Origin of the sequence: Citrobacter sp. MGH104 (assembly GCF_001034485.1) — a bacterium.
Lineage (GTDB): Bacteria > Pseudomonadota > Gammaproteobacteria > Enterobacterales > Enterobacteriaceae > Citrobacter > Citrobacter freundii.
The window spans coordinates 2,622,342-2,640,650 of sequence record NZ_KQ089818.1 but is presented as its reverse complement, the minus strand read 5'-3'; the positions used below and the strand labels follow the sequence as shown (position 1 = coordinate 2,640,650).

The window sequence follows — 18,309 nt, the reverse complement described above, 5'->3', positions numbered from 1 at the left end:
ACTACCGAATGAGCGCTTAAGCACCGCTGGCAGGGATCGGCATCTGCGATTTGCGGCTCATCAGAATAAATACCGCCAGCCCTGCCAGCAATATCCCCGGCGCAGAAGCCGCCATCACCCCTACCGTTCCGGTGCCGAGCGCTAACATTTTTCCTGCCAGCAACGGACCACTCATCGCGCCCAGACGACCGACGGCGACGGCGGTTCCCACGCCGGTGGCGCGGATCTGCGTGCTGTAAAACAACGGTGCCAGCGCATACAACACGCTTTGCCCACCGGTGGCAAACATCCCCGCCACAAATCCCGCCATCAGCATGCCGCTCAATGACGATACCGTGCCCAGCGCCAGCAGTGATGCCAGCATCCCGGTGTAGATCAAAAGTGACATCACCACCGGACGCAGTTTGTCCATCAACGCCCCGAGAATTAACGTCCCGCTGGCCGCGCCGATTTGCAGAGCAAACATCACTCCTGCTGCCTGCGAGGGCTGAAAGCCCTGCTCGACCAGCAGCATCGGCAGCCAGTTGATCAGCATATACACCACCAGCAGGGTGAAGAAATAGCACAGCCACAGCAGCAGCGTGGCTGTCGCGGTGGTTGGCGCAAACAGAGCGCGCAGCGGCGCGGCAGCCACCTGCGTTTGTTGGGTATAAACCTGTGATTCCGGCAGCCAGCGCATTAACAGCGGTACCAGCAGCAGCGGGATCACCCCGCCAACCCAGAACACGGTTTGCCAGGCAGAGGCCAGACCGCTAAACCCGAGTGCTGCCGCCAGCGCCGCGCCAATCGGCACACCGCAGTACATCAGGCTCACCGCCGTACCACGAAAACGCGGGCCCGCCGCCTCAGAAGTCAGCGCGATCAGGTTCGGCAACGCCGCACCCAGCCCAACACCGGTCATCAGGCGAGCAAACACCAGCGATGAGAAATCCCAGGATATCGCCGTCGCCAGTGAGAACAGGCCGAACAGCGCCACGGAGGCAATAAGAATGCGTTTGCGGCCATAGCGATCGGCCAGCATGCCGCCCACCAGCGCGCCGGGCAGCAGCCCAAGAATGCCCGCGCTGAAGATCCAGCCCATCTGCATTTTATCCAATGCAAACGCATGGGCGATACCGACGGCAGCGATCCCAGCGGCCTGTAAATCCAGCCCTTCCATCAGGGCGACTAAAAAACACAGCCCGACGGTCAACGTCAGGCGGGATGAGGATGTGGGGGTACGGGTAGTCATAAGATGTACCTCTGAGGTCACGATGCAGGTGAATCGCGGCTGATACGTTGCCAGCCGCGTAATCATTTTTATTTTCTGTTGCGCAGATCCAACGCCACGTCGACGATCATATCTTCCTGGCCGCCCACCATCCGGCGTTTACCCAGTTCAACCAGAATATCTACCGCGCTCAGGCCATAACGCGCCGCCGCCACTTCACAGTGGCGCAGGAAGCTGGAGTACACGCCGGCATAGCCCAGCGCCAGCGTTTCGCGGTCCACCCGCACCGGGCGGTCCTGCAGCGGACGCACCAGATCGTCGGCGGCGTCCATCAGCGCATACAGATCGGTGCCGTGCTGCCAGCCAAGCTTATCCGCCGCGGCGATAAACACCTCCAGCGGCGCGTTGCCTGCGCCTGCGCCCATACCGGCCAGGCTGGCATCGATACGATCACAACCCTCTTCTACCGCAGCAATCGAGTTCGCCACGCCAAGGCTCAGGTTGTGGTGGGCGTGCATCCCGGTTTCTGTTTCCGGCTTCAGCACCGCTTTCAGGGCGCGGAAGCGGTCACGGATATCAGACATGTTCATCGCCCCGCCTGAATCGACCACATAGATACAGGTCGCACCGTAGTTTTCCATCAGTTTCGCCTGCTGTGCGAGGTTTTCCGGCGTGGTCATATGACTCATCATCAGAAAGCCGACGGTGTCCATGCCCAGTTCACGCGCATACTGAATATGCTGGGCCGACACGTCCGCTTCGGTGCAGTGGGTCGCCACGCGTACGACGCGCGCCCCAGCCTGATACGCATTTTTCAGGTCATGAATCGTGCCGATGCCCGGCAACAGCAGCGTGGCGATCTTGGCGTGCTTGACCACGTCCGCCGCCGCTTCAATCCACTCCAGGTCGCTGTGCGCGCCAAAGCCATAGTTAAAACTGGAACCCTGCAGACCGTCGCCGTGCGCCACTTCAATGGAATCCACCCTCGCGTCGTCCAGCGCTTTGGCAATCTGGCGCACGTTTTCCAGCGAATATTGATGACGAATGGCGTGCATGCCGTCGCGCAGGGTCACGTCAGAGATATAGAGTTTTTTACCGTTCATGCTGCTTCTCCTGCCTGACGAGTGAGTGACTGCGCCATTTTCTCAGCGGTCGCCAGCGCGCTGGAGGTCATAATGTCGAGGTTGCCCGCATAGGCAGGTAAATAGTGCGCCGCGCCTTCCACTTCCAGATACACCGCGGTTTTCAGCCCGGAGAACTGGCCGATGCCCGGCAGATTGACCGGTTTATCCTGCGGGATGACTTCAAACTGGACACGCTGTTTCAGACGATAGCCCGGCACGTACGCCTGCACCGCCGCCGCCATCTCATTAATCGATGCTTCAACTTCAACCTCAGAGGCCGCTTCGCTCAGCACATACACCGTGTCGCGCATCATCAGCGGCGGCTCGGCTGGATTAAGGACGATAATCGCTTTACCTTTTGCCGCGCCGCCAACCACTTCAATCGCCTTCGAGGTGGTTTCGGTAAACTCATCGATATTAGCGCGCGTGCCTGGACCCGCAGATTTACTGGCTATCGAGGCGATAATTTCGGCGTAATGGACTTTTGCCACGCGAGAAACTGCCGCCACCATCGGGATAGTCGCCTGCCCGCCGCAGGTCACCATATTAACGTTCTGCTGATCAACGTTGGCCTCCAGATTCACCACAGGCACGCAGTACGGGCCGATTGCCGCGGGCGTCAGGTCGATCAGGCGGATCGCTGGTTTAACGGCGCGCAGCGCGGCGTCGTTCTTCACATGCGCGCCTGCGCTGGTGGCATCAAAAACAATGTCGATGTCGGCGAATTCCGGCATGGCGATAAGCCCTGTCACCCCTTCATGGGTGGTGGCAACGCCCATGCGTCGGGCACGCGCCAGACCATCAGAATCTGGATCGATACCGACCATCACCGCCATTTCCAGATGCTTCCCGTGACGCAGAATTTTTATCATCAAATCGGTACCGATGTTGCCGGAGCCGATAATGGCGACTTTACGCTTACTCATGACTGACTTCCTCTTGTAACCGCCGCTGAAAAAGTGGCGGCAACTGAACCAATACCGTCGATATGGGCCTCGAAACGATCGCCCGCATTCACCGCCACCATCGGGCCTAACGCTCCGGTGAGAATGATATCTCCGGCACGTAGCGGCTCGCCGAGGCTGGCCATTTTGCGCGCCAGCCAGACGGCGGCGTTGATCGGATGTCCCAGGCATTCGCTGCCGCGTCCGCTGGAAACCTCTTCGTTGTTGCGCGTCATTTTCATCGCGCAGTTTTTCAGATCTAATCCTGCCGGACGCTGTGCCGGGCCGCCGACCACATACACCCCGCAGGAGGCGTTATCCGCCACGGTATCAACAAACTTGATTGACCAGTCACGGATACGGCTGCCGACCACTTCCAGCGCGGGCAGCACCCACTCGATGGCGTTATACAGCTCGTCAAAGGTAGTGTCGGCATTGGGCAGATCGCGGTTCAGCACCAGCGCGATTTCCGCTTCAATACGCGGTTGCAGCACGCGCTCAAACGCAATGGTGTCGTTATCGCCGTAGCACATGTCGGCAAACAGCGTACCGAAGTCCGGCTGATCGACGCCAAGCTGCTGCTGCACTTTCGGGTGTGTCAGCCCTACTTTGCGCCCGACCACGCGACGCCCGCGCGCCACTTCATACTGCACGTTGATGCGTTGAATGGCGTAGGCCGCTTCGCCGTTGTCCACACCAATCAATTCACGCAGTGGGGCGATAGCTTCCCCTTTTTCTTCAGCCTGACGTAAATCGGCGGCCAGCTGCTCAAGATTATGATTCGTCATGTCCGTTCCTTAAGGGCGTGCGAGGAAGTTCAGCACCAACTGGTTAAAGGCATCCGCATGCTCCCACTGCGCCCAGTGCCCGCAGTCGCGGTAGATATGCAGCTCAGAACCGGCAATTCCGGAGAGCAGGCGCAGACCGGCATCCATCGGCACAAAGCGGTCATTGCGTCCCCAGACAATCAGGGTCTGGGCTTTGATTTCACCCAGACGCGGGCTGAAATCCGGGAACTGTTTCGGGTTGGCCTCCAGACTCTGGACAAAGTTTTCCAGGTGATCGCGACGCGACAGCATGTTATTCAGTCGTGCCTCAAACAACGCCTCGGTCAGGTCGCTGGTGTCGAAGACAAAGATCTCCATCATCAGCTTCAGGTTCTCGATGGTCGGCTCGCGGTATAGCTGATTCAGGCGCTTGATACCTTCGGTCGGCATCGGGGTAAACAGACTCATGCCGCCCGTTCCGCCGCCCATTAGCACCAGTTTGCCCACGCGCTCCGGCCAGCTCAGGGTAAACGCCACAGCACTGTGACCGCCCATCGAGTTACCCAGCAGGTGGACTGTTTGAATATCCAATTGATCGACCACGCTTTTCAGGATGCGAGCGTTGAGATCAGATCGCGAACCGCGGTTAACGATCCCATCGCTTTTGCCCCAGCCAGGACAATCCAGCAGGATCACCCGGTATCCGGCCTGTACCAGCGGATCAATATTGCGGCTGAAGTTTGCCCAGCCCGTCGCGCCAGGACCGGAGCCGTGCAGCAGCACGACGGTCTCTTCGCCCTGTCCACAGTCATTGAAATGCACGCGTAGTGTTTCGCCTGCTTCCTGCACCTCCAGAAAACGACTGGTAGCGGCTTCGGTTTGCGGTTGATAAGTCATGATGTTCTCCTGCATATTCAGTTCTGTTTTAGTTCTGCGTAGTGGCACTCAGAGAGCCGAATCCGGCGATCCACTCCGGGATCGGGCGGTAATAACGACCTTCGCTGCGCCAACTGCCAAAGGCAGAAATGGCGGCAAAGGCGGCAACCCAGGTTTTAACTTCGTGCGTTGATTTGCCCGCCATCGCGGACAGCTCTTCGTTACTGACCGCGTCCATTTCCTGCAAACGCCCCTGCTCAAGCAGGCTCATAAAGCGGTTATCCCAGACAGGGTTCAGCGGATGCAGCGTGTTTTGATCGGCCACGAACTTCTCGGCGGCGCTGATCACCCGCTGCTGGCGCAGCTCGCGCTCGTTTTCAGGTAACTGTTTGCCGCTGCCGAGCAGGCGGTCACGCATATGGGCATCAGCCTTCGCCAGCTCCGGGACCGGCGGTTGATGCGATAGACCACCGGAGCCTAAAAACAGCACGCGCTTATTCAGCGAGCTGGCGAAACGGCCAATCGCTTCACCGAGCATGCGGGTACGCTGAAAGCCCGGCAGCGGCGTGGCGACGCCGTTAATAAACACCGGCAACACCGGCACCTTATCCAGACCGCCGAGCAAAAACTCCAGCGGCTGCGCGAAGCCGTGATCGACCTGCATGTTGTAGGACACGGCAAGATCGATGCCGCTTTTCATCACCGCGTGGGCGCAGGCTTCAGCGAGATCTGTCGGCACCGGCAGTTCCCCCGCCGCGCTGCCGAAATCGCCGATCGCCGTGGCTCCCACGCCTAAACAGAACGGCGGCATCACATCGTAAAAAAAACCGTTGTAGTGATCGGGGGCAAACAGAACTACAAGTTCCGGGTCGAACGCCGCAATACGCGCCCGGGCGCTGGCGATCACGCCGTTAACCTCGTCAAGCACAGCCTGAGCCGGGTCGACATAGCCCACCAGCGGCGAGTGGGAAAGACAGTGAAGATAAGCGTGCATATCAGGCAACCTTTTCAACAGGAATATCGGCAGTAGCGCGGGTAAGTGTCATCACCGACGCCAGTTTATTCAGGGTGCTGCCCAGGGTTTGCGGAATGGCGATGGCGGCCACGAAGCGGTCCGGGCGCATTACCACCAGCGCGGCGTTGTGCTGGGCAAACCACGCGCGCAGGCGGTTTTGCGTATCACCAATGCGGGTAACGCCGTCGTGGTTATCCTGATCGGTATGTATCTGCGTATCCGGCACGACCTGGATAAAACGCGTCCCCAGCGCCTGCCACTGTTGGATCTGCGACTCGCTCATGCCCCATAGCGGGTTACAGCCCCAGCCAATCACCGCGAAATTCGGTCCAATAACGTTGTCGAGCAGCGTCACTTCGCCCGATTCCAGCGTCACCTTAGGCTGGATAAACATCTTGCCGACCGGAGACGTTCTCGCCTCACCCTCACGCACCAGTGCTCCAACATGGTATTGCGGCATCGGCTTAAAGCGCATTTCGAGGAAGTAGCGTTTGACCGGCGGAATATAATTCAGCAGCCAGGAAACCCCGTCGCGCACCGCGCCGTGCCAGCGTTTTGGCGGCGCCAGCACGTTGCCAGCGGTCACGGAGAGATCGATCATCGCTTTGGCGTGGTCGCGGCGTTCCTGCTGGTAGGTATCCAGCAGCTCATCACCGGCTTTGCCCTTAATGACCAGCGCCAGTTTCCACGCCAGATTGAAAGCATCGCGCATGCCGCTGTTGTACCCCTGCCCCTGCCAGACCGGCATAATGTGCGCCGCATCGCCCGCCAGCAGCACGCGGTCAATGCGAAAACGTTCGGCCAGACGGGCGTTATGGGTATAAACGCGCTGGCGGATCAGTTCGACGTTGTCCGGGTTCGGCAGCACTTTGCTCAAAAGCTGACGCATATTCTGCGGTTCACTGAGCTGCGCTTCGGTTTCCCCCGGCATCACCATAAATTCGAAACGGCGCACTGCATGCGGCAGCGCAGCGGAGACATACGGGCGCACCGGATCGCAGCACAGATACACATGCGGTGTGCTGAGCGGATCGTTGGCAATATCCACCACAATCCACTGATTCGGCGCGGTTTTGCCTTCAAACGGCACATTCAGCGAGCGTCTGACGTTGCTGCCGCCGCCGTCGCATGCCACCAGCCACTGGGCCTTCACCGTTTCGCGCTGGCCGTCCGGAGCTTTCAGATTCAGCGTTACTTCACCGTTCTGTTGGCTAAAGGCTTCCAGTTCGCGGGAGAACAGGCAGCGCACGTTGGGAAAACGCGACAGCCCTTCCAACATCACCGCATCCACCAGTGGTTGAATAAACGCATTGCGGCGCGACCAGCCAAATTCGTCGGTCATCGGCTGGATATCAGCAAAGCAGCGGCCTTTCGGCGTGAGAAAGCGCATCGCGTGCCACGGCGTGGTGTGCGGCAAAACGCGCTCGACCAGCCCCACAGACTGCATGGTGCGCAACGCTTCATCGTCAATGCCGATGGCTCGGGGATAGTCGATCAGCGTGTCGAGCTTCTCCACCACCAGCACGTCAATGCCCATCTGGCCAAGATAGTTGGCCATCATTAGCCCCACCGGGCCGGCACCAGCAATCGCGACCTGAACGGTGTGCTGCACAGCGGGTTGGATATCCGGGTTTTTTGTTGTCATTTCAGAACCTCACGACTCGGACAAAACGCAATTGCGGATCCTGGTGAGGCGCAATTTGTTTTGTTAAAAATATGTGAATAATTTTTTGTTGTGCGGTCAGTATAGGAGTGAGTTTTTGCGCTACAATCAAAACATGCCTGGATGTGCACTAAGTGCACAACGTTGTTTTACCTGTAGATTTGTCAATGAATATGAAAAATGACGAGAGCACTGAGTACAAAACCGTACGCGGATTAACGCGCGGATTAATGTTATTAAATATGTTAAACCGGCTCGATGGTGGGGCCAGTGTTGGCTTACTTGCTGAGTTAAGCGGCCTGCATCGCACTACGGTCAGACGGCTGCTGGAAACCCTGCAGGATGAGGGTTATGTTCGGCGCAGCCTGTCCGATGACAGCTTTCGCTTAACCATTAAAGTCCGCCAGCTCAGCGAGGGATTTCGTGACGAGCAGTGGATTTCCGCACTCGCCGCCCCGCTGCTGGGGGATTTGCTGCGCGAGGTAATCTGGCCGACCGACGTTTCCACGCTGGATGTGGACGCGATGGTGGTACGTGAAACAACCCACCGCTTCAGCCGCCTGTCGTTTCACCGGGCGATGGTCGGGCGTCGTTTGCCATTACTGAAAACCGCATCCGGCCTGACCTGGCTGGCATTCTGTCCGGAGAATGAACGTCAGGAACTGATTGAAATGCTGGCCTCCCGACCAGGAGAAGAGTTCCAGCTTGCGCGCGAACCGCTGAAGCTCAATGCCATTTTAACCCGGGCGCGAAAAGACGGTTTTGGCCAGAACTTTCGCGGCTGGGATCAGGAGGAGAAAATCGCTTCTATCGCCGTCCCCATCCGCAGCGAACAACGTGTCATCGGCTGCCTGAATCTGGTGTATATGGCCAGCGCCATGACCATCGAACAGGCTGCGGAAAAGCATCTTCCGGCCTTACAAAAGGTGGCGAAACAGATAGAGGACGGCGTCGAGTCGCAGGAGATTTTGGTGGCCGGGAGGTGAAGTGGATCACAGTTATGCGGATCATCTGATTGATAGCTGGCATAATTCACTAACCGGCCGATATAACTTTGTGACGTCTTGTCCAAATGATATCTACATTACATAGTGTGAATTGTTTATTTGCCAGGAGGCTGCGTGTTAAAGGTCATTGCCGAAGATTTCATCAAACCTGAGTTTATTGAAACCGTTCTCCCGTTGTATCGTGAGCTAATATCGGCAACGAAGAAAGAACCGCATTGTATTGCTTACGACCTCTATATTGATGAAAAAGATCCGGGTCATTTTATTTTTATCGAAGAATGGCCAAACCATGCGGCTCTCGATGAACATTGTGCCAGTGAGCATTTCCGACGACTTGTACCGTTAATTGATCAATACACGCGACAGGAAGCACGTTACATATTGATGGATGGCGTGGTAAATCCAACGGTCACATCATAATTAAGAAATAGGATAGGTAATGAAGAAAGTACTTGGTTTACTATTAATTATGTTTTTAACAGGATGCTCCACGCCAGGCAAACCAGCCTTTTACTACCCCTGGACACAGTACAAAACGGGCATCGATATTCAGCTGCCAAAAGATCCTAAATATAATGATGCTTTCCATGGGACTTTACGCCTCGACGACGATGGCGATTATGCAATGATCGTTATTTATAACGGCGGTAATGTGGTTACCCAATTCGGCTATGTCACGAAAAGCAATCTTGAAAACTGGATCACACTTTATTCTGGCTTCTTAAAATGGGATCCAAATGATTCAGGTGTAACAACAACGTTCACCATTCCTGATACAGGCTCAACGTTTAACAAAGAATACGATGTTGAGTATCGTGTTGTTCAGAGCAAAAAGCTCTTTGTCATTAATAAACATAGCTCCGGTACTTGGTTTATCGACTTCTCAGAGATATCGATGGACGAGGCAAATGTGCAGAAAGCACTGGATGTCTATGAAGGATTACGAGGCAAGCTTAAGTAGCCAGATGCTGAACCTGGTCTCTTGTAAAGAGGCCAGGGCCATATCAATAAAGAGTGGCGTCAATAGTCTCTCCTTCTGCTTTTCATAATCGCAACATCAATTTTAATTTTTTAATATTTTCATCATCCGGAACCTGGTGTATGTCAACACAGTAGCTCTCTTCATACTCTTCAATTATTCTTTGGGCCTCTCCTCTACGGTTTCGGCCATTCATCCATAACTCATCTCTGGCATCCTGACCTATTCTCATCATGTCATAAGAGCTAATATGCGGTGGTGAGCGGCCAAATATAGCCGTGACACCGTTTTTTTCGTAATTTTCTTGTGCCAGGGAATTACCTATCTCATTAACTGCCAAACCACACTTTAGTAATTTTTTAACTTTCGTTTCCTGACTATCACAACCCTGCAAAACAAACAAACCCGCTATAATGATCACTATTTTATATATTTTCATCTTTCGCCCGAAAAATTCATATAAACTCATTACGAAGTGATCAATTCCGACAGACATTTATGTCCTCATAATGAGGTAAGCATCAGACCTCGGTTTAGTCACTTTCGGGATAACTGTATCATCTGGAATGCTTACAAAACAATTCAATATAATCAAAAGCATTCTTATGCTGCTGCAAGTGTGATTAGGGTTGTCAAAGAAAGCTATTCTTATTTCAACCCATTCACACAATACTAAACCGAAACCCGCTCTGAAAAGAGCAGTGTTTCGGCATTCATTCACTCTGAATGGGCTTCAGACCTTAAGCAGTTTCACCGTCTCGTCAATGTCGATTTCATCTTCAGAGAAAATCAGCGTCGTGCCCTGGAAGGTGGTGATAGCCAGCTTTTTCAGCGTGCGCATTTCACCAGGCTTGACGTCTGATTTTGGTCGGATGCTGTTCATCAGCACGCCGACAGACAGCACTGCATTTTCTTTGTCGATACGGGTCTCGGCAGGGACTTCTTCGCTGTAGACCAGAAATGACTTGATCGAGGTGAGCTTCAGACGCTCGCCTGCGATATAGATGTACTTGCTGTCTGGTATGACTTTTACCGCGTAGGCAGACAAGCCTTTGTTATTGGTGGTGGGCTCAAAAGTCACCGCCGCGTCTTTCTTGATCAACTCAGGATTAGCAACCTTAATCACATGAAAATAGCGATTGTCGCCGTTTTCATCTTTGATAAATCCAAAGCCTTTATCTTTAAACCACGTTGTGATTGTTCCGTTCATTGCTGTTTCCGCCTGATTAAACCTATTACTCGTAGAGTATACCTACTCAATTTGCGCGCAGTGTAAAACACAGGCCATACCTTTGGCTACTCGTTACCCCAACGATTGAGGAACTCCGCGATATCATCGATACGCTGAGCGTCGACACCGGCCACGGTTGCCATCTCCTGCTGCGCTTCTTCGCTGATCTCTTCGTTGTTCATCAAACGGGTAATCAACTGCTGGAAGTAATGCGCCAGCGCGTCACGTTCTGTGTCGCTCACCGGCTTTGCGGCCTCGGTCGCGTACTCGTCGGCGATATCATAATATTTAAGCGGAATGTCGTTGTTCATCAGTTGCTCCGGGGGGATATGCGTGTGCCAGCAGTTGCCTGCCGCGTCTGATGTGAATGATAGCATTCTTATTTCATGGTTCGCGATCTGTTTTATTGGTCACTATGCATTACATATATCAATAATGTTTTCTGGCACCACTTCGTATTTAATAAATTTTTCCGTATTTAAGTAACAGCACTCTTATTCATTTCGAGATAATGGCTGCGAATTAAATAACGAGCTACAAAGGAAATATTAAATTACTTTAATTACATAATTGATATATGTAATCTGCTATTGGCCCAATCCCATCGCTAGTCGCCCATTTGCCCACATTCATCTTCTGGACAACACTCTACGATGACGCCACTGATCCAACACGTGGAGCAAACATCATGAACATCACGCAAATCCGTAACGCCACGCAGCAAATCACCTTTGGCGGTAAAACTTTTCTGATTGATCCGATGCTAGCGGATAAAGGTACTTATCCGGGCTTTGCCGGAACGGCTCGCGCCGAGATCCGCAACCCGACCGTTGATCTGCCTGTCGATATCGACAGGCTGCTCAACGTTGATGCGCTGATCGTGACCCATCTGCATGAAGACCACTGGGATGAAGCAGCGGCTCGTGTCGTGCCGAAAGACAAACCGATTTATGTGCAAAACGATCGCGATGCGCAGGTACTGCGGGAACAAGGTTTCACGCAACTGACCGTACTGACGCAAAACACCGCGCTTGGTGATATCACCCTGCGTAAAACCGGCGGCCAGCACGGTTCGGATCGCGCTTACGCCATCCCGCAAATGGCTGAGCGTCTGGGTGATGCCTGCGGGGTTATCTTCCAGCATCCGGCGGAAAAAACGCTGTATCTGGTCGGGGACACCATTTGGCGCGACGAGGTGGAAACCAACATGCGGACTTTTCAACCAGGCGTGGTCATTCTGAACGCAGGCTTTGCCCACGTTATCGGGTTTGGCCCAATTATCATGGGCGCGGAAGATGTGCTAAAAACCCACTTCGTACTACCTGAGGCACAAATTGTGGCGACCCACATGGAGGCGATTAACCACTGTCTGCTGACCCGCGCGGCCTTGAAAGAGTACGCCCGCGACAACCAGATTGCGCAATTCATTAACGTGCCGGAAGATGGCGAAACCCTGACGTTTTAAACTCCACAGAGGAATCGTATGCAACCGCTTAACGTCGCCATTGTCGCCGTGGAAGATTTCAGCCCGTTTCACTTCTCAGTGCCGTGCATTATTTTCAGTGACAAAGTGGCGGCGAAAAAGCGCTTTGAGGTGCAACTGTGCGCCGAACAGCCGGGCATCGTTTCCTCGCAGGATGGCTTCGCCATTACCGCAGCCTACGGCTATGAAGCGGTGGAGGCCGCCGACATTGTAGTGATCCCCTGGTGGGGCACCACGGCACATCGACCACCACAAAGCCTGCTTGATGCGCTCAACCGCGCACGACAAAACGGCGCGCAAATTGTTGGGTTATGTCTGGGCGCGTTTGTTCTCGGCTATGCCGGTCTGCTGGATGGCAAACGGGCAGCTACGCACTGGGAGTTCGAGCAGGATTTTCAGGCGCGCTTTCCGGCGGCCCGTCTGGATATCAACGCGCTATACGTGGATGACGACGGTATTATTACCTCGGCAGGGACCGCTGCCGCGCTGGATTGCTGCCTGTACGTCATCCGCCAGCGTTTTGGCAGCACGGTGGCGAATCAGATTGCCCGACGGATGATTGTGCCGCCACATCGCGAGGGCGGCCAGGCACAGTTTATCGAACAACCGGTAGCGAAAAATACCCAGGATCAGCGCATCAACGCCCTGCTCGACTATTTGCGCCAGCATCTCCACGAACCGCATAATCTCGACGAGCTGGCGCAGCGAGTGATGATGAGCCGTCGTACCCTCACTCGTCATTTTATGAAGGCCACCGGGTCAAGCGTAGCAGAATGGTTGATTGCCGAGCGCCTGCGCCGTAGCCAGACGTTGCTGGAGTCCAGCCAGTTACCCGTTGAACGCATTGCAGAACAGGTTGGTTTTCAGTCGCCCGTCACCTGGCGTCAGCATTTTAAATCCCACTTTGGTGTTAGCCCGGCTGAATGGCGTAAAACCTTTCGCGGCGATTAGCCTCTTTTTTGCGCCAGCCAGACGGTGTGCCCGGCGCAGTGCGGGTCTTCCATCACCATCTCGACTACCGCAAAACCATGCGCTGACAGCAATGCGCGGTATTCGTCCGGCGCGAGGCTGGCGTGAAACAGCGGCTCACCCTCAAATTGCCCCATCGCGATGCCATTGTCCGTACCGCTGGTAAACATCAGCGCGCTGCCGGGATGGCTGAGGCGGTCAAAAATCGGGAACATCTTTTGCTGGTCCTGCTGAGTTAAATGGAAAAAACTGTCCCAGGCGATCAGACCATCGAAAGTCTCATTGAGTGCCAGTTCGCGCATATCCTGCTCCAGCCAGCGCTGTACGGGAAAAGTGTTTCGGGCCCGCGCCAGCATCGCCGGGGAACCATCAACACCGGTAAGCTGAAAACCTTGCTGGATAAAATAACCGGCAATCGGCTGACCGTTGCCGCAGCCAATATCCACAATGCTGCCCTGCCCGCCCATCACGGAAATGAATTTATCGAGCCAGCTTTTCTCGAACAAGGTGCGCGAGCGCTGGCTGGCAAAGGCATCCGCATGACGTCGGTAGATGGACAGAATATTATTTGCCGCAGAGTCGCTCACAATGTCCTCACTTTTTTCTTCTGTTAAGAAGAACGACGATAAATCCTCCAGCACACGATCCGCAACCCTGGAATGCGCCTCGCAGAACCTATGCGTAAATCCCCCAAAACCGTCCCGCTGTGGCATCATAGCGCGCAGATAACGTCATGACAGGGGTGATAAACGTGAAACCGGTAACGCTATACGATGTGGCAGACCATGCAGGTGTCTCTTACCAGACCGTCTCGCGCGTCGTTAATCAGGCCAGCCACGTTTCCGCAAAAACCCGACAAAAAGTTGAGGCCGCGATGGCGGAACTCAATTACATCCCTAACCGCGTCGCACAGCAGCTGGCTGGCAAACAGACGCCGCTGATTGGCGTTGTGACGGCGAACCTTGCCCTGCATGCCCCCTCACAAATCGTTGCCGCCATAAAATCCCGTGCCGACCAGTCCGGTGCCAGCGTGGTGATCGCCATGGTCGAGCGCAGCGGCGTTGAGGCATGTAAAGCCGCGGTCCACAACCTGCTTTCTCAGCGCGTAACCGGGCTTATCATCAACTATCCACTGGATGAAGAAGACGCCATTGCCGTGGCCGCCGCCTGCGGTACGGTGCCGGTGCTGTTTCTCGATGTCTCTGACCTGACGCCAATTAACAGCGTGATTTTCTCGCATGACGACGGCGCGCGCCTCGGTGTTGAACATCTGGTCCAGTACGGACATCAGCGTATCGCCCTGCTGAGCGGACCGCACACTTCCGTTTCGGCAAGGCTTCGCCGTTCGGGCTGGCACAAGTATCTGGAACATTACCAGCTACAACCCGTTGTGGAGCTGGAAGGCGACTGGAGTGCGATGTCTGGTTTTCAGCAAACGATGCATATGCTGAATAACGGTAACCTCCCTACCGCCATGCTGGTCGCTAACGATCAAATGGCGCTGGGCGCGATGCGCGCAATCAGCGAGTTCGGTCTGCGGGTGGCGGTAGATATCTCGGTGATTGGCTACGATGATACCGAAGACAGCGCCTGCTACATTCCACCGCTGACCACCATCAGGCAGGATTTTCCGTTATTGGGTGAAACCAGCGTCGACAGGCTGCTGCAACTTCCCCGTGGCGAATCAACCGTGGGCAACCAACTGCTGCCCGTCACCCTGGTTAAGCGCAAAACGGTTCTGCCACCCAACACCCAAACCACCTCACCCCAGGCGCTGGCCGATTCATTGATCCAGCTCGCGCGGCAAGTTTCTCAGCTCGCACCCAAATTGTGAACGCACAACAATTGTGTGAGTCAGTTCACTCATTGAACGCCCTATCCTTTACAGTTGGGATCGCTTATCCGTATTTTGATTGAAATTGTGAGCGAATAACAAATTCAAACAGGATACCGTTATGAACCTGAACACAGATTCACTCTCCGCTGTTCTGGCCCGACGTGACTGGGAAAATCCCGGCGTCACGCAGCTCAACCGCCTGGAGGCGCATCCACCGTTCTGTAGCTGGCGTTCAGCAGATGACGCACGTACTAATCAGCGTTCGAGTCAGTTACGCTCGCTGAATGGCCAGTGGCAATTTGCCTGGTTTGCCGCGCCGGAGGCTGTGCCGGAAAGCTGGCTTACAAGCGATCTGCCACAAGCTGATACTATCAACGTCCCCTCTAACTGGCAGATGGACGGTTACGATGCGCCAATTTATACCAACGTCACCTACCCAATCCCGGTTAACCCTCCGTACGTTCCGGCACAGAACCCGACAGGATGTTACTCGCTCACATTTAATATTGACGATATCTGGTTAGATGAGGGTCAGACGCGCATTATTTTTGACGGCGTGAACTCCGCATTTCATTTGTGGTGCAACGGCCGCTGGGTCGGCTACGGACAGGACAGCCGCCTGCCATCTGAATTCGATCTTAGCGATTATCTACAGCACGGCGAAAACCGTCTGGCGGTGATGGTGCTGCGCTGGAGCGATGGCAGCTATCTGGAAGACCAGGATATGTGGCGCATGAGCGGTATTTTTCGCGACGTATCTTTGCTGCATAAGCCCACAACGCAAATTCGCGACCTGCGCATTAATACCCGGTTTAACGACGACTTCAGCCGCGCCACGCTGGCAGCGGAAGTCAGAGTAGCGGGCAACGAGAGCGAAGATTTACGCGTAGCCCTGCAATTGTGGGAGGGAGAAACGCTCACAGCCGAAACGAATTCCCCACTCGGCAGTGAGATTATTGATGAACGCGGTGCTTATCATGACCGGGTGACTCTGTGTCTGAACGTCGAAAAACCGGCTCTGTGGAGTGCCGAAACGCCCAATCTGTACCGCGCCGTTGTGCAGTTGCGCACCGCGGACGGAGCGCTGATAGAAGCGGAGGCCTGTGACGTCGGCTTTCGTCAGGTTTGCATTGAAAACGGACTGCTGTTACTCAATGGTAAGCCGCTGTTGATTCGCGGAACCAACCGCCATGAGCACCATCCGATCAACGGTCAGGTGATGGATGAGGCGACGATGGTGCAAGACATCATCCTGATGAAGCAGAATAACTTCAACGCCGTGCGCTGCTCCCATTACCCAAATCACCCGCTGTGGTACACCCTGTGCGATCGCTACGGCTTGTATGTCGTCGACGAAGCCAACATTGAAACCCACGGCATGGTGCCGATGAATCGCCTCACCGACGATCCCGCATGGTTGCCTGCCATGAGCCAGCGCGTCACGCGCATGGTGCAGCGCGATCGCAACCATCCGAGCATTATTATCTGGTCTCTGGGCAATGAATCCGGCCATGGCGTCAATCACGACGCGCTCTACCGCTGGATAAAATCAGAAGACCCGTCACGCCCGGTACAATATGAAGGCGGCGGCGCAAATACCGCAGCGACCGATATTATTTGCCCGATGTACGCCCGCGTCGATCAAGATCAGCCCTTCCCCGCCGTCCCCAAATGGTCGATTAAAAAGTGGCTGTCGATGCCCGGCGATCACCGTCCGCTGATCCTTTGTGAATATGCCCACGCCATGGGCAACAGTTTCGGTGGCTTCGCCAAATACTGGCAAGCATTCCGTCAGTATCCGCGCCTGCAGGGCGGATTTGTCTGGGACTGGGTGGATCAGTCGCTGACCAAATATGATGAGAACGGCAAAGCATGGTCAGCCTACGGTGGCGATTTTGGCGACACACCTAACGATCGTCAGTTTTGCATGAACGGGCTGGTGTTCGCCGATCGCACCCCACACCCGGCGTTATACGAGGCCAAACATGAACAGCAGTTTTTCCAGTTCACGTTACTGCCGGGCACTGAACGCCAGATTGAAGTGACCAGCGAATATCTGTTCCGCCGCAGCGATAACGAAGTTCTGCACTGGTCTATTGCCCAGGACGGCAACCCGCTGGCCGCCGGAGAAATCGTTCTGGATATCGCTCCACAGGGTCGCCAGGTGATTACCCTGCCAGATGTCCCGATGCCGGAAACCGCAGGTCAGCTGTGGCTGACGGTACGCGTAGAACAACCTCAGGCAACCGCGTGGTCAGACGCCGGACACATCAGCGCCTGGCAGCAATGGAAGCTTCAAGAGAAGCTCAGCCTGACGCAACTGCCGTCTGCCCACACCGCGCCACAGCTCAATGTGAGCGAAAACGTCTTTACCGTTGAGAACGACAACAAGCGCTGGCAATTCGACCGTCAGTCTGGCCTGCTGACACAGTACTGGATTGGCGATTCAGCCCAACTGTTGACTCCGCTTACTGACCAGTTCACCCGCGCCCCGCTGGACAACGACATCGGCGTGAGCGAGTCAACCCGCATCGACCCTAACGCCTGGGTCGAACGCTGGAAGGCCGCCGGTCACTATCAGGCTGAAGCAACGTTACTACACTGTGCTGCCGACACGCTGAGCGATGCGGTACTGATCACCACTGAACATGCGTGGCAGTATCAGGGCGAAACGCTGTTCATTAGCCGAAAAAGCTACCGCATTGACGGCAAGGGTGAAATGCAGATAACGGTGGATGTCGACGTTGCCAGCGGTACGCCGCATCCGGCCCGCATCGGCCTGAGCTGCCAGTTAGTGCAGATCGCAGAGCGAGTGAACTGGTTAGGTCTCGGTCCACATGAGAACTACCCGGACCGTCTGGGCGCCGCCTGTTTTGATCGCTGGGATCTGTCGCTTGATGAGATGTACACCCCGTATGTTTTCCCAAGTGAAAACGGTCTGCGCTGCGGCACGCGCGAACTGCACTACGGCGCGCACCAGTGGCGTGGGGACTTCCTGTTCAACATCAGCCGCTTTAGCCAGCAGCAACTGATGGCAACCAGCCACCGCCATTTGCTGCAACCTGAGGCGGGCACCTGGCTCAATATTGATGGCTTCCATATGGGCGTTGGCGGCGATGATTCGTGGAGCCCTTCCGTGTCGCCGGAATTTCTGCTGAGCGCCGGACGCTACCACTTCCAGTTCGTCTGGGGCCAAAAATAATA

At 55.2% G+C, this 18,309-nt stretch carries 18 protein-coding genes; 7 read left to right on the top strand and 11 right to left on the bottom strand.

Annotated features, from left to right (window positions below):
* Positions 1–16: 16 nt before the first annotated feature.
* From mhpT to SK34_RS12345, 7 genes are all read right to left on the bottom strand, one after another.
* Positions 17–1,231: a 3-(3-hydroxy-phenyl)propionate transporter MhpT gene (gene mhpT / locus SK34_RS12375; RefSeq protein ID WP_048233813.1), complete on the bottom strand. Its 1,215-nt coding sequence runs from the start codon at positions 1,229–1,231 to the stop codon at positions 17–19.
* 68 nt (positions 1,232–1,299) lie between these two features.
* On the bottom strand, positions 1,300–2,313 hold the full coding sequence (gene mhpE, locus SK34_RS12370; protein ID WP_003021379.1) for a 4-hydroxy-2-oxovalerate aldolase: 1,014 nt from the start codon (positions 2,311–2,313) through the stop codon (positions 1,300–1,302).
* A complete protein-coding gene (mhpF, locus tag SK34_RS12365) occupies positions 2,310–3,260 on the bottom strand; it encodes an acetaldehyde dehydrogenase (protein WP_003838629.1) in 951 nt (316 codons plus the stop codon). The genes mhpE and mhpF overlap by 4 nt, the downstream gene beginning before the upstream one ends.
* Positions 3,257–4,066 (bottom strand): 2-keto-4-pentenoate hydratase, encoded by an 810-nt coding sequence (gene mhpD, locus SK34_RS12360; protein WP_003847652.1) that lies wholly within the window; start codon positions 4,064–4,066, stop codon positions 3,257–3,259. Before mhpD ends, mhpF begins: the two co-directional genes overlap by 4 nt.
* A 9-nt stretch (positions 4,067–4,075) precedes the next feature.
* Complete coding sequence (gene mhpC / locus SK34_RS12355) at positions 4,076–4,942, bottom strand: 2-hydroxy-6-oxonona-2,4-dienedioate hydrolase (protein ID WP_016149676.1); 867 nt, start codon at positions 4,940–4,942, stop codon at positions 4,076–4,078.
* Positions 4,943–4,970: 28 nt separating this feature from the next.
* Positions 4,971–5,915 (bottom strand): 2,3-dihydroxyphenylpropionate/2,3-dihydroxicinnamic acid 1,2-dioxygenase, encoded by a 945-nt coding sequence (gene mhpB / locus SK34_RS12350; RefSeq protein ID WP_048233147.1) that lies wholly within the window; start codon positions 5,913–5,915, stop codon positions 4,971–4,973.
* 1 nt (position 5,916) lies between these two features.
* The gene (locus SK34_RS12345) at positions 5,917–7,581 is read right to left on the bottom strand and encodes a bifunctional 3-(3-hydroxy-phenyl)propionate/3-hydroxycinnamic acid hydroxylase (RefSeq protein WP_048233146.1); all 1,665 of its coding nucleotides are present in this window, start codon (positions 7,579–7,581) and stop codon (positions 5,917–5,919) included.
* A 191-nt stretch (positions 7,582–7,772) separates the two neighbouring features.
* Here SK34_RS12345 and SK34_RS12340 point away from each other — a divergent pair, with 191 nt between their 5' ends.
* The 3 genes from SK34_RS12340 to SK34_RS12330 all read left to right on the top strand — a co-directional run bounded on the left by SK34_RS12340 (position 7,773) and on the right by SK34_RS12330 (position 9,567).
* Positions 7,773–8,585: a DNA-binding transcriptional regulator gene (locus SK34_RS12340; RefSeq protein ID WP_003838640.1), complete on the top strand. Its 813-nt coding sequence runs from the start codon at positions 7,773–7,775 to the stop codon at positions 8,583–8,585.
* 135 nt (positions 8,586–8,720) lie between these two features.
* Complete coding sequence (locus SK34_RS12335; RefSeq protein WP_003838643.1) at positions 8,721–9,026, top strand: putative quinol monooxygenase; 306 nt, start codon at positions 8,721–8,723, stop codon at positions 9,024–9,026.
* A gap of 19 nt (positions 9,027–9,045) precedes the next feature.
* Positions 9,046–9,567: a hypothetical protein gene (locus tag SK34_RS12330; protein WP_003838645.1), complete on the top strand. Its 522-nt coding sequence runs from the start codon at positions 9,046–9,048 to the stop codon at positions 9,565–9,567.
* Between the two features lie 82 nt (positions 9,568–9,649).
* On the opposite strand, the gene SK34_RS12325 is transcribed toward SK34_RS12330, so the two are convergent.
* The 3 genes from SK34_RS12325 to SK34_RS12315 form a co-directional block, all read right to left on the bottom strand.
* The gene (locus SK34_RS12325) at positions 9,650–10,081 is read right to left on the bottom strand and encodes a hypothetical protein (RefSeq protein ID WP_003838647.1); all 432 of its coding nucleotides are present in this window, start codon (positions 10,079–10,081) and stop codon (positions 9,650–9,652) included.
* Positions 10,082–10,318: 237 nt separating this feature from the next.
* The gene (locus SK34_RS12320; RefSeq protein ID WP_003838649.1) at positions 10,319–10,795 is read right to left on the bottom strand and encodes a cold-shock protein; all 477 of its coding nucleotides are present in this window, start codon (positions 10,793–10,795) and stop codon (positions 10,319–10,321) included.
* A gap of 86 nt (positions 10,796–10,881) precedes the next feature.
* On the bottom strand, positions 10,882–11,127 hold the full coding sequence (locus tag SK34_RS12315; RefSeq protein ID WP_003021350.1) for a YmjA family protein: 246 nt from the start codon (positions 11,125–11,127) through the stop codon (positions 10,882–10,884).
* 377 nt (positions 11,128–11,504) lie between these two features.
* On the opposite strand from SK34_RS12315, the gene SK34_RS12310 reads away from it, so the two are divergent.
* Together SK34_RS12310 and SK34_RS12305 are read left to right on the top strand one after the other, a co-directional pair.
* Positions 11,505–12,281, top strand: a complete 777-nt coding sequence (locus tag SK34_RS12310) for an MBL fold metallo-hydrolase (RefSeq protein ID WP_048233145.1) — start codon at positions 11,505–11,507, stop codon at positions 12,279–12,281.
* 18 nt (positions 12,282–12,299) lie between these two features.
* A complete protein-coding gene (locus SK34_RS12305; protein WP_048233144.1) occupies positions 12,300–13,250 on the top strand; it encodes a GlxA family transcriptional regulator in 951 nt (316 codons plus the stop codon).
* Here SK34_RS12305 and SK34_RS12300 read toward each other — a convergent pair.
* On the bottom strand, positions 13,247–13,909 hold the full coding sequence (locus SK34_RS12300; protein ID WP_003847664.1) for a class I SAM-dependent DNA methyltransferase: 663 nt from the start codon (positions 13,907–13,909) through the stop codon (positions 13,247–13,249). The two genes, SK34_RS12305 and SK34_RS12300, sit on opposite strands and share 4 nt — an antisense overlap.
* 110 nt (positions 13,910–14,019) lie before the next feature.
* Here SK34_RS12300 and SK34_RS12295 point away from each other — a divergent pair, with 110 nt between their 5' ends.
* Positions 14,020–15,102 carry a LacI family DNA-binding transcriptional regulator gene (locus SK34_RS12295; protein WP_048233142.1) on the top strand — a complete coding sequence of 361 codons (1,083 nt, stop codon included), beginning with the start codon at positions 14,020–14,022 and terminating at the stop codon, positions 15,100–15,102.
* A gap of 121 nt (positions 15,103–15,223) precedes the next feature.
* A complete protein-coding gene (locus SK34_RS12290) occupies positions 15,224–18,307 on the top strand; it encodes a beta-galactosidase (protein ID WP_048233141.1) in 3,084 nt (1,027 codons plus the stop codon).
* Positions 18,308–18,309 lie beyond the last annotated feature (2 nt).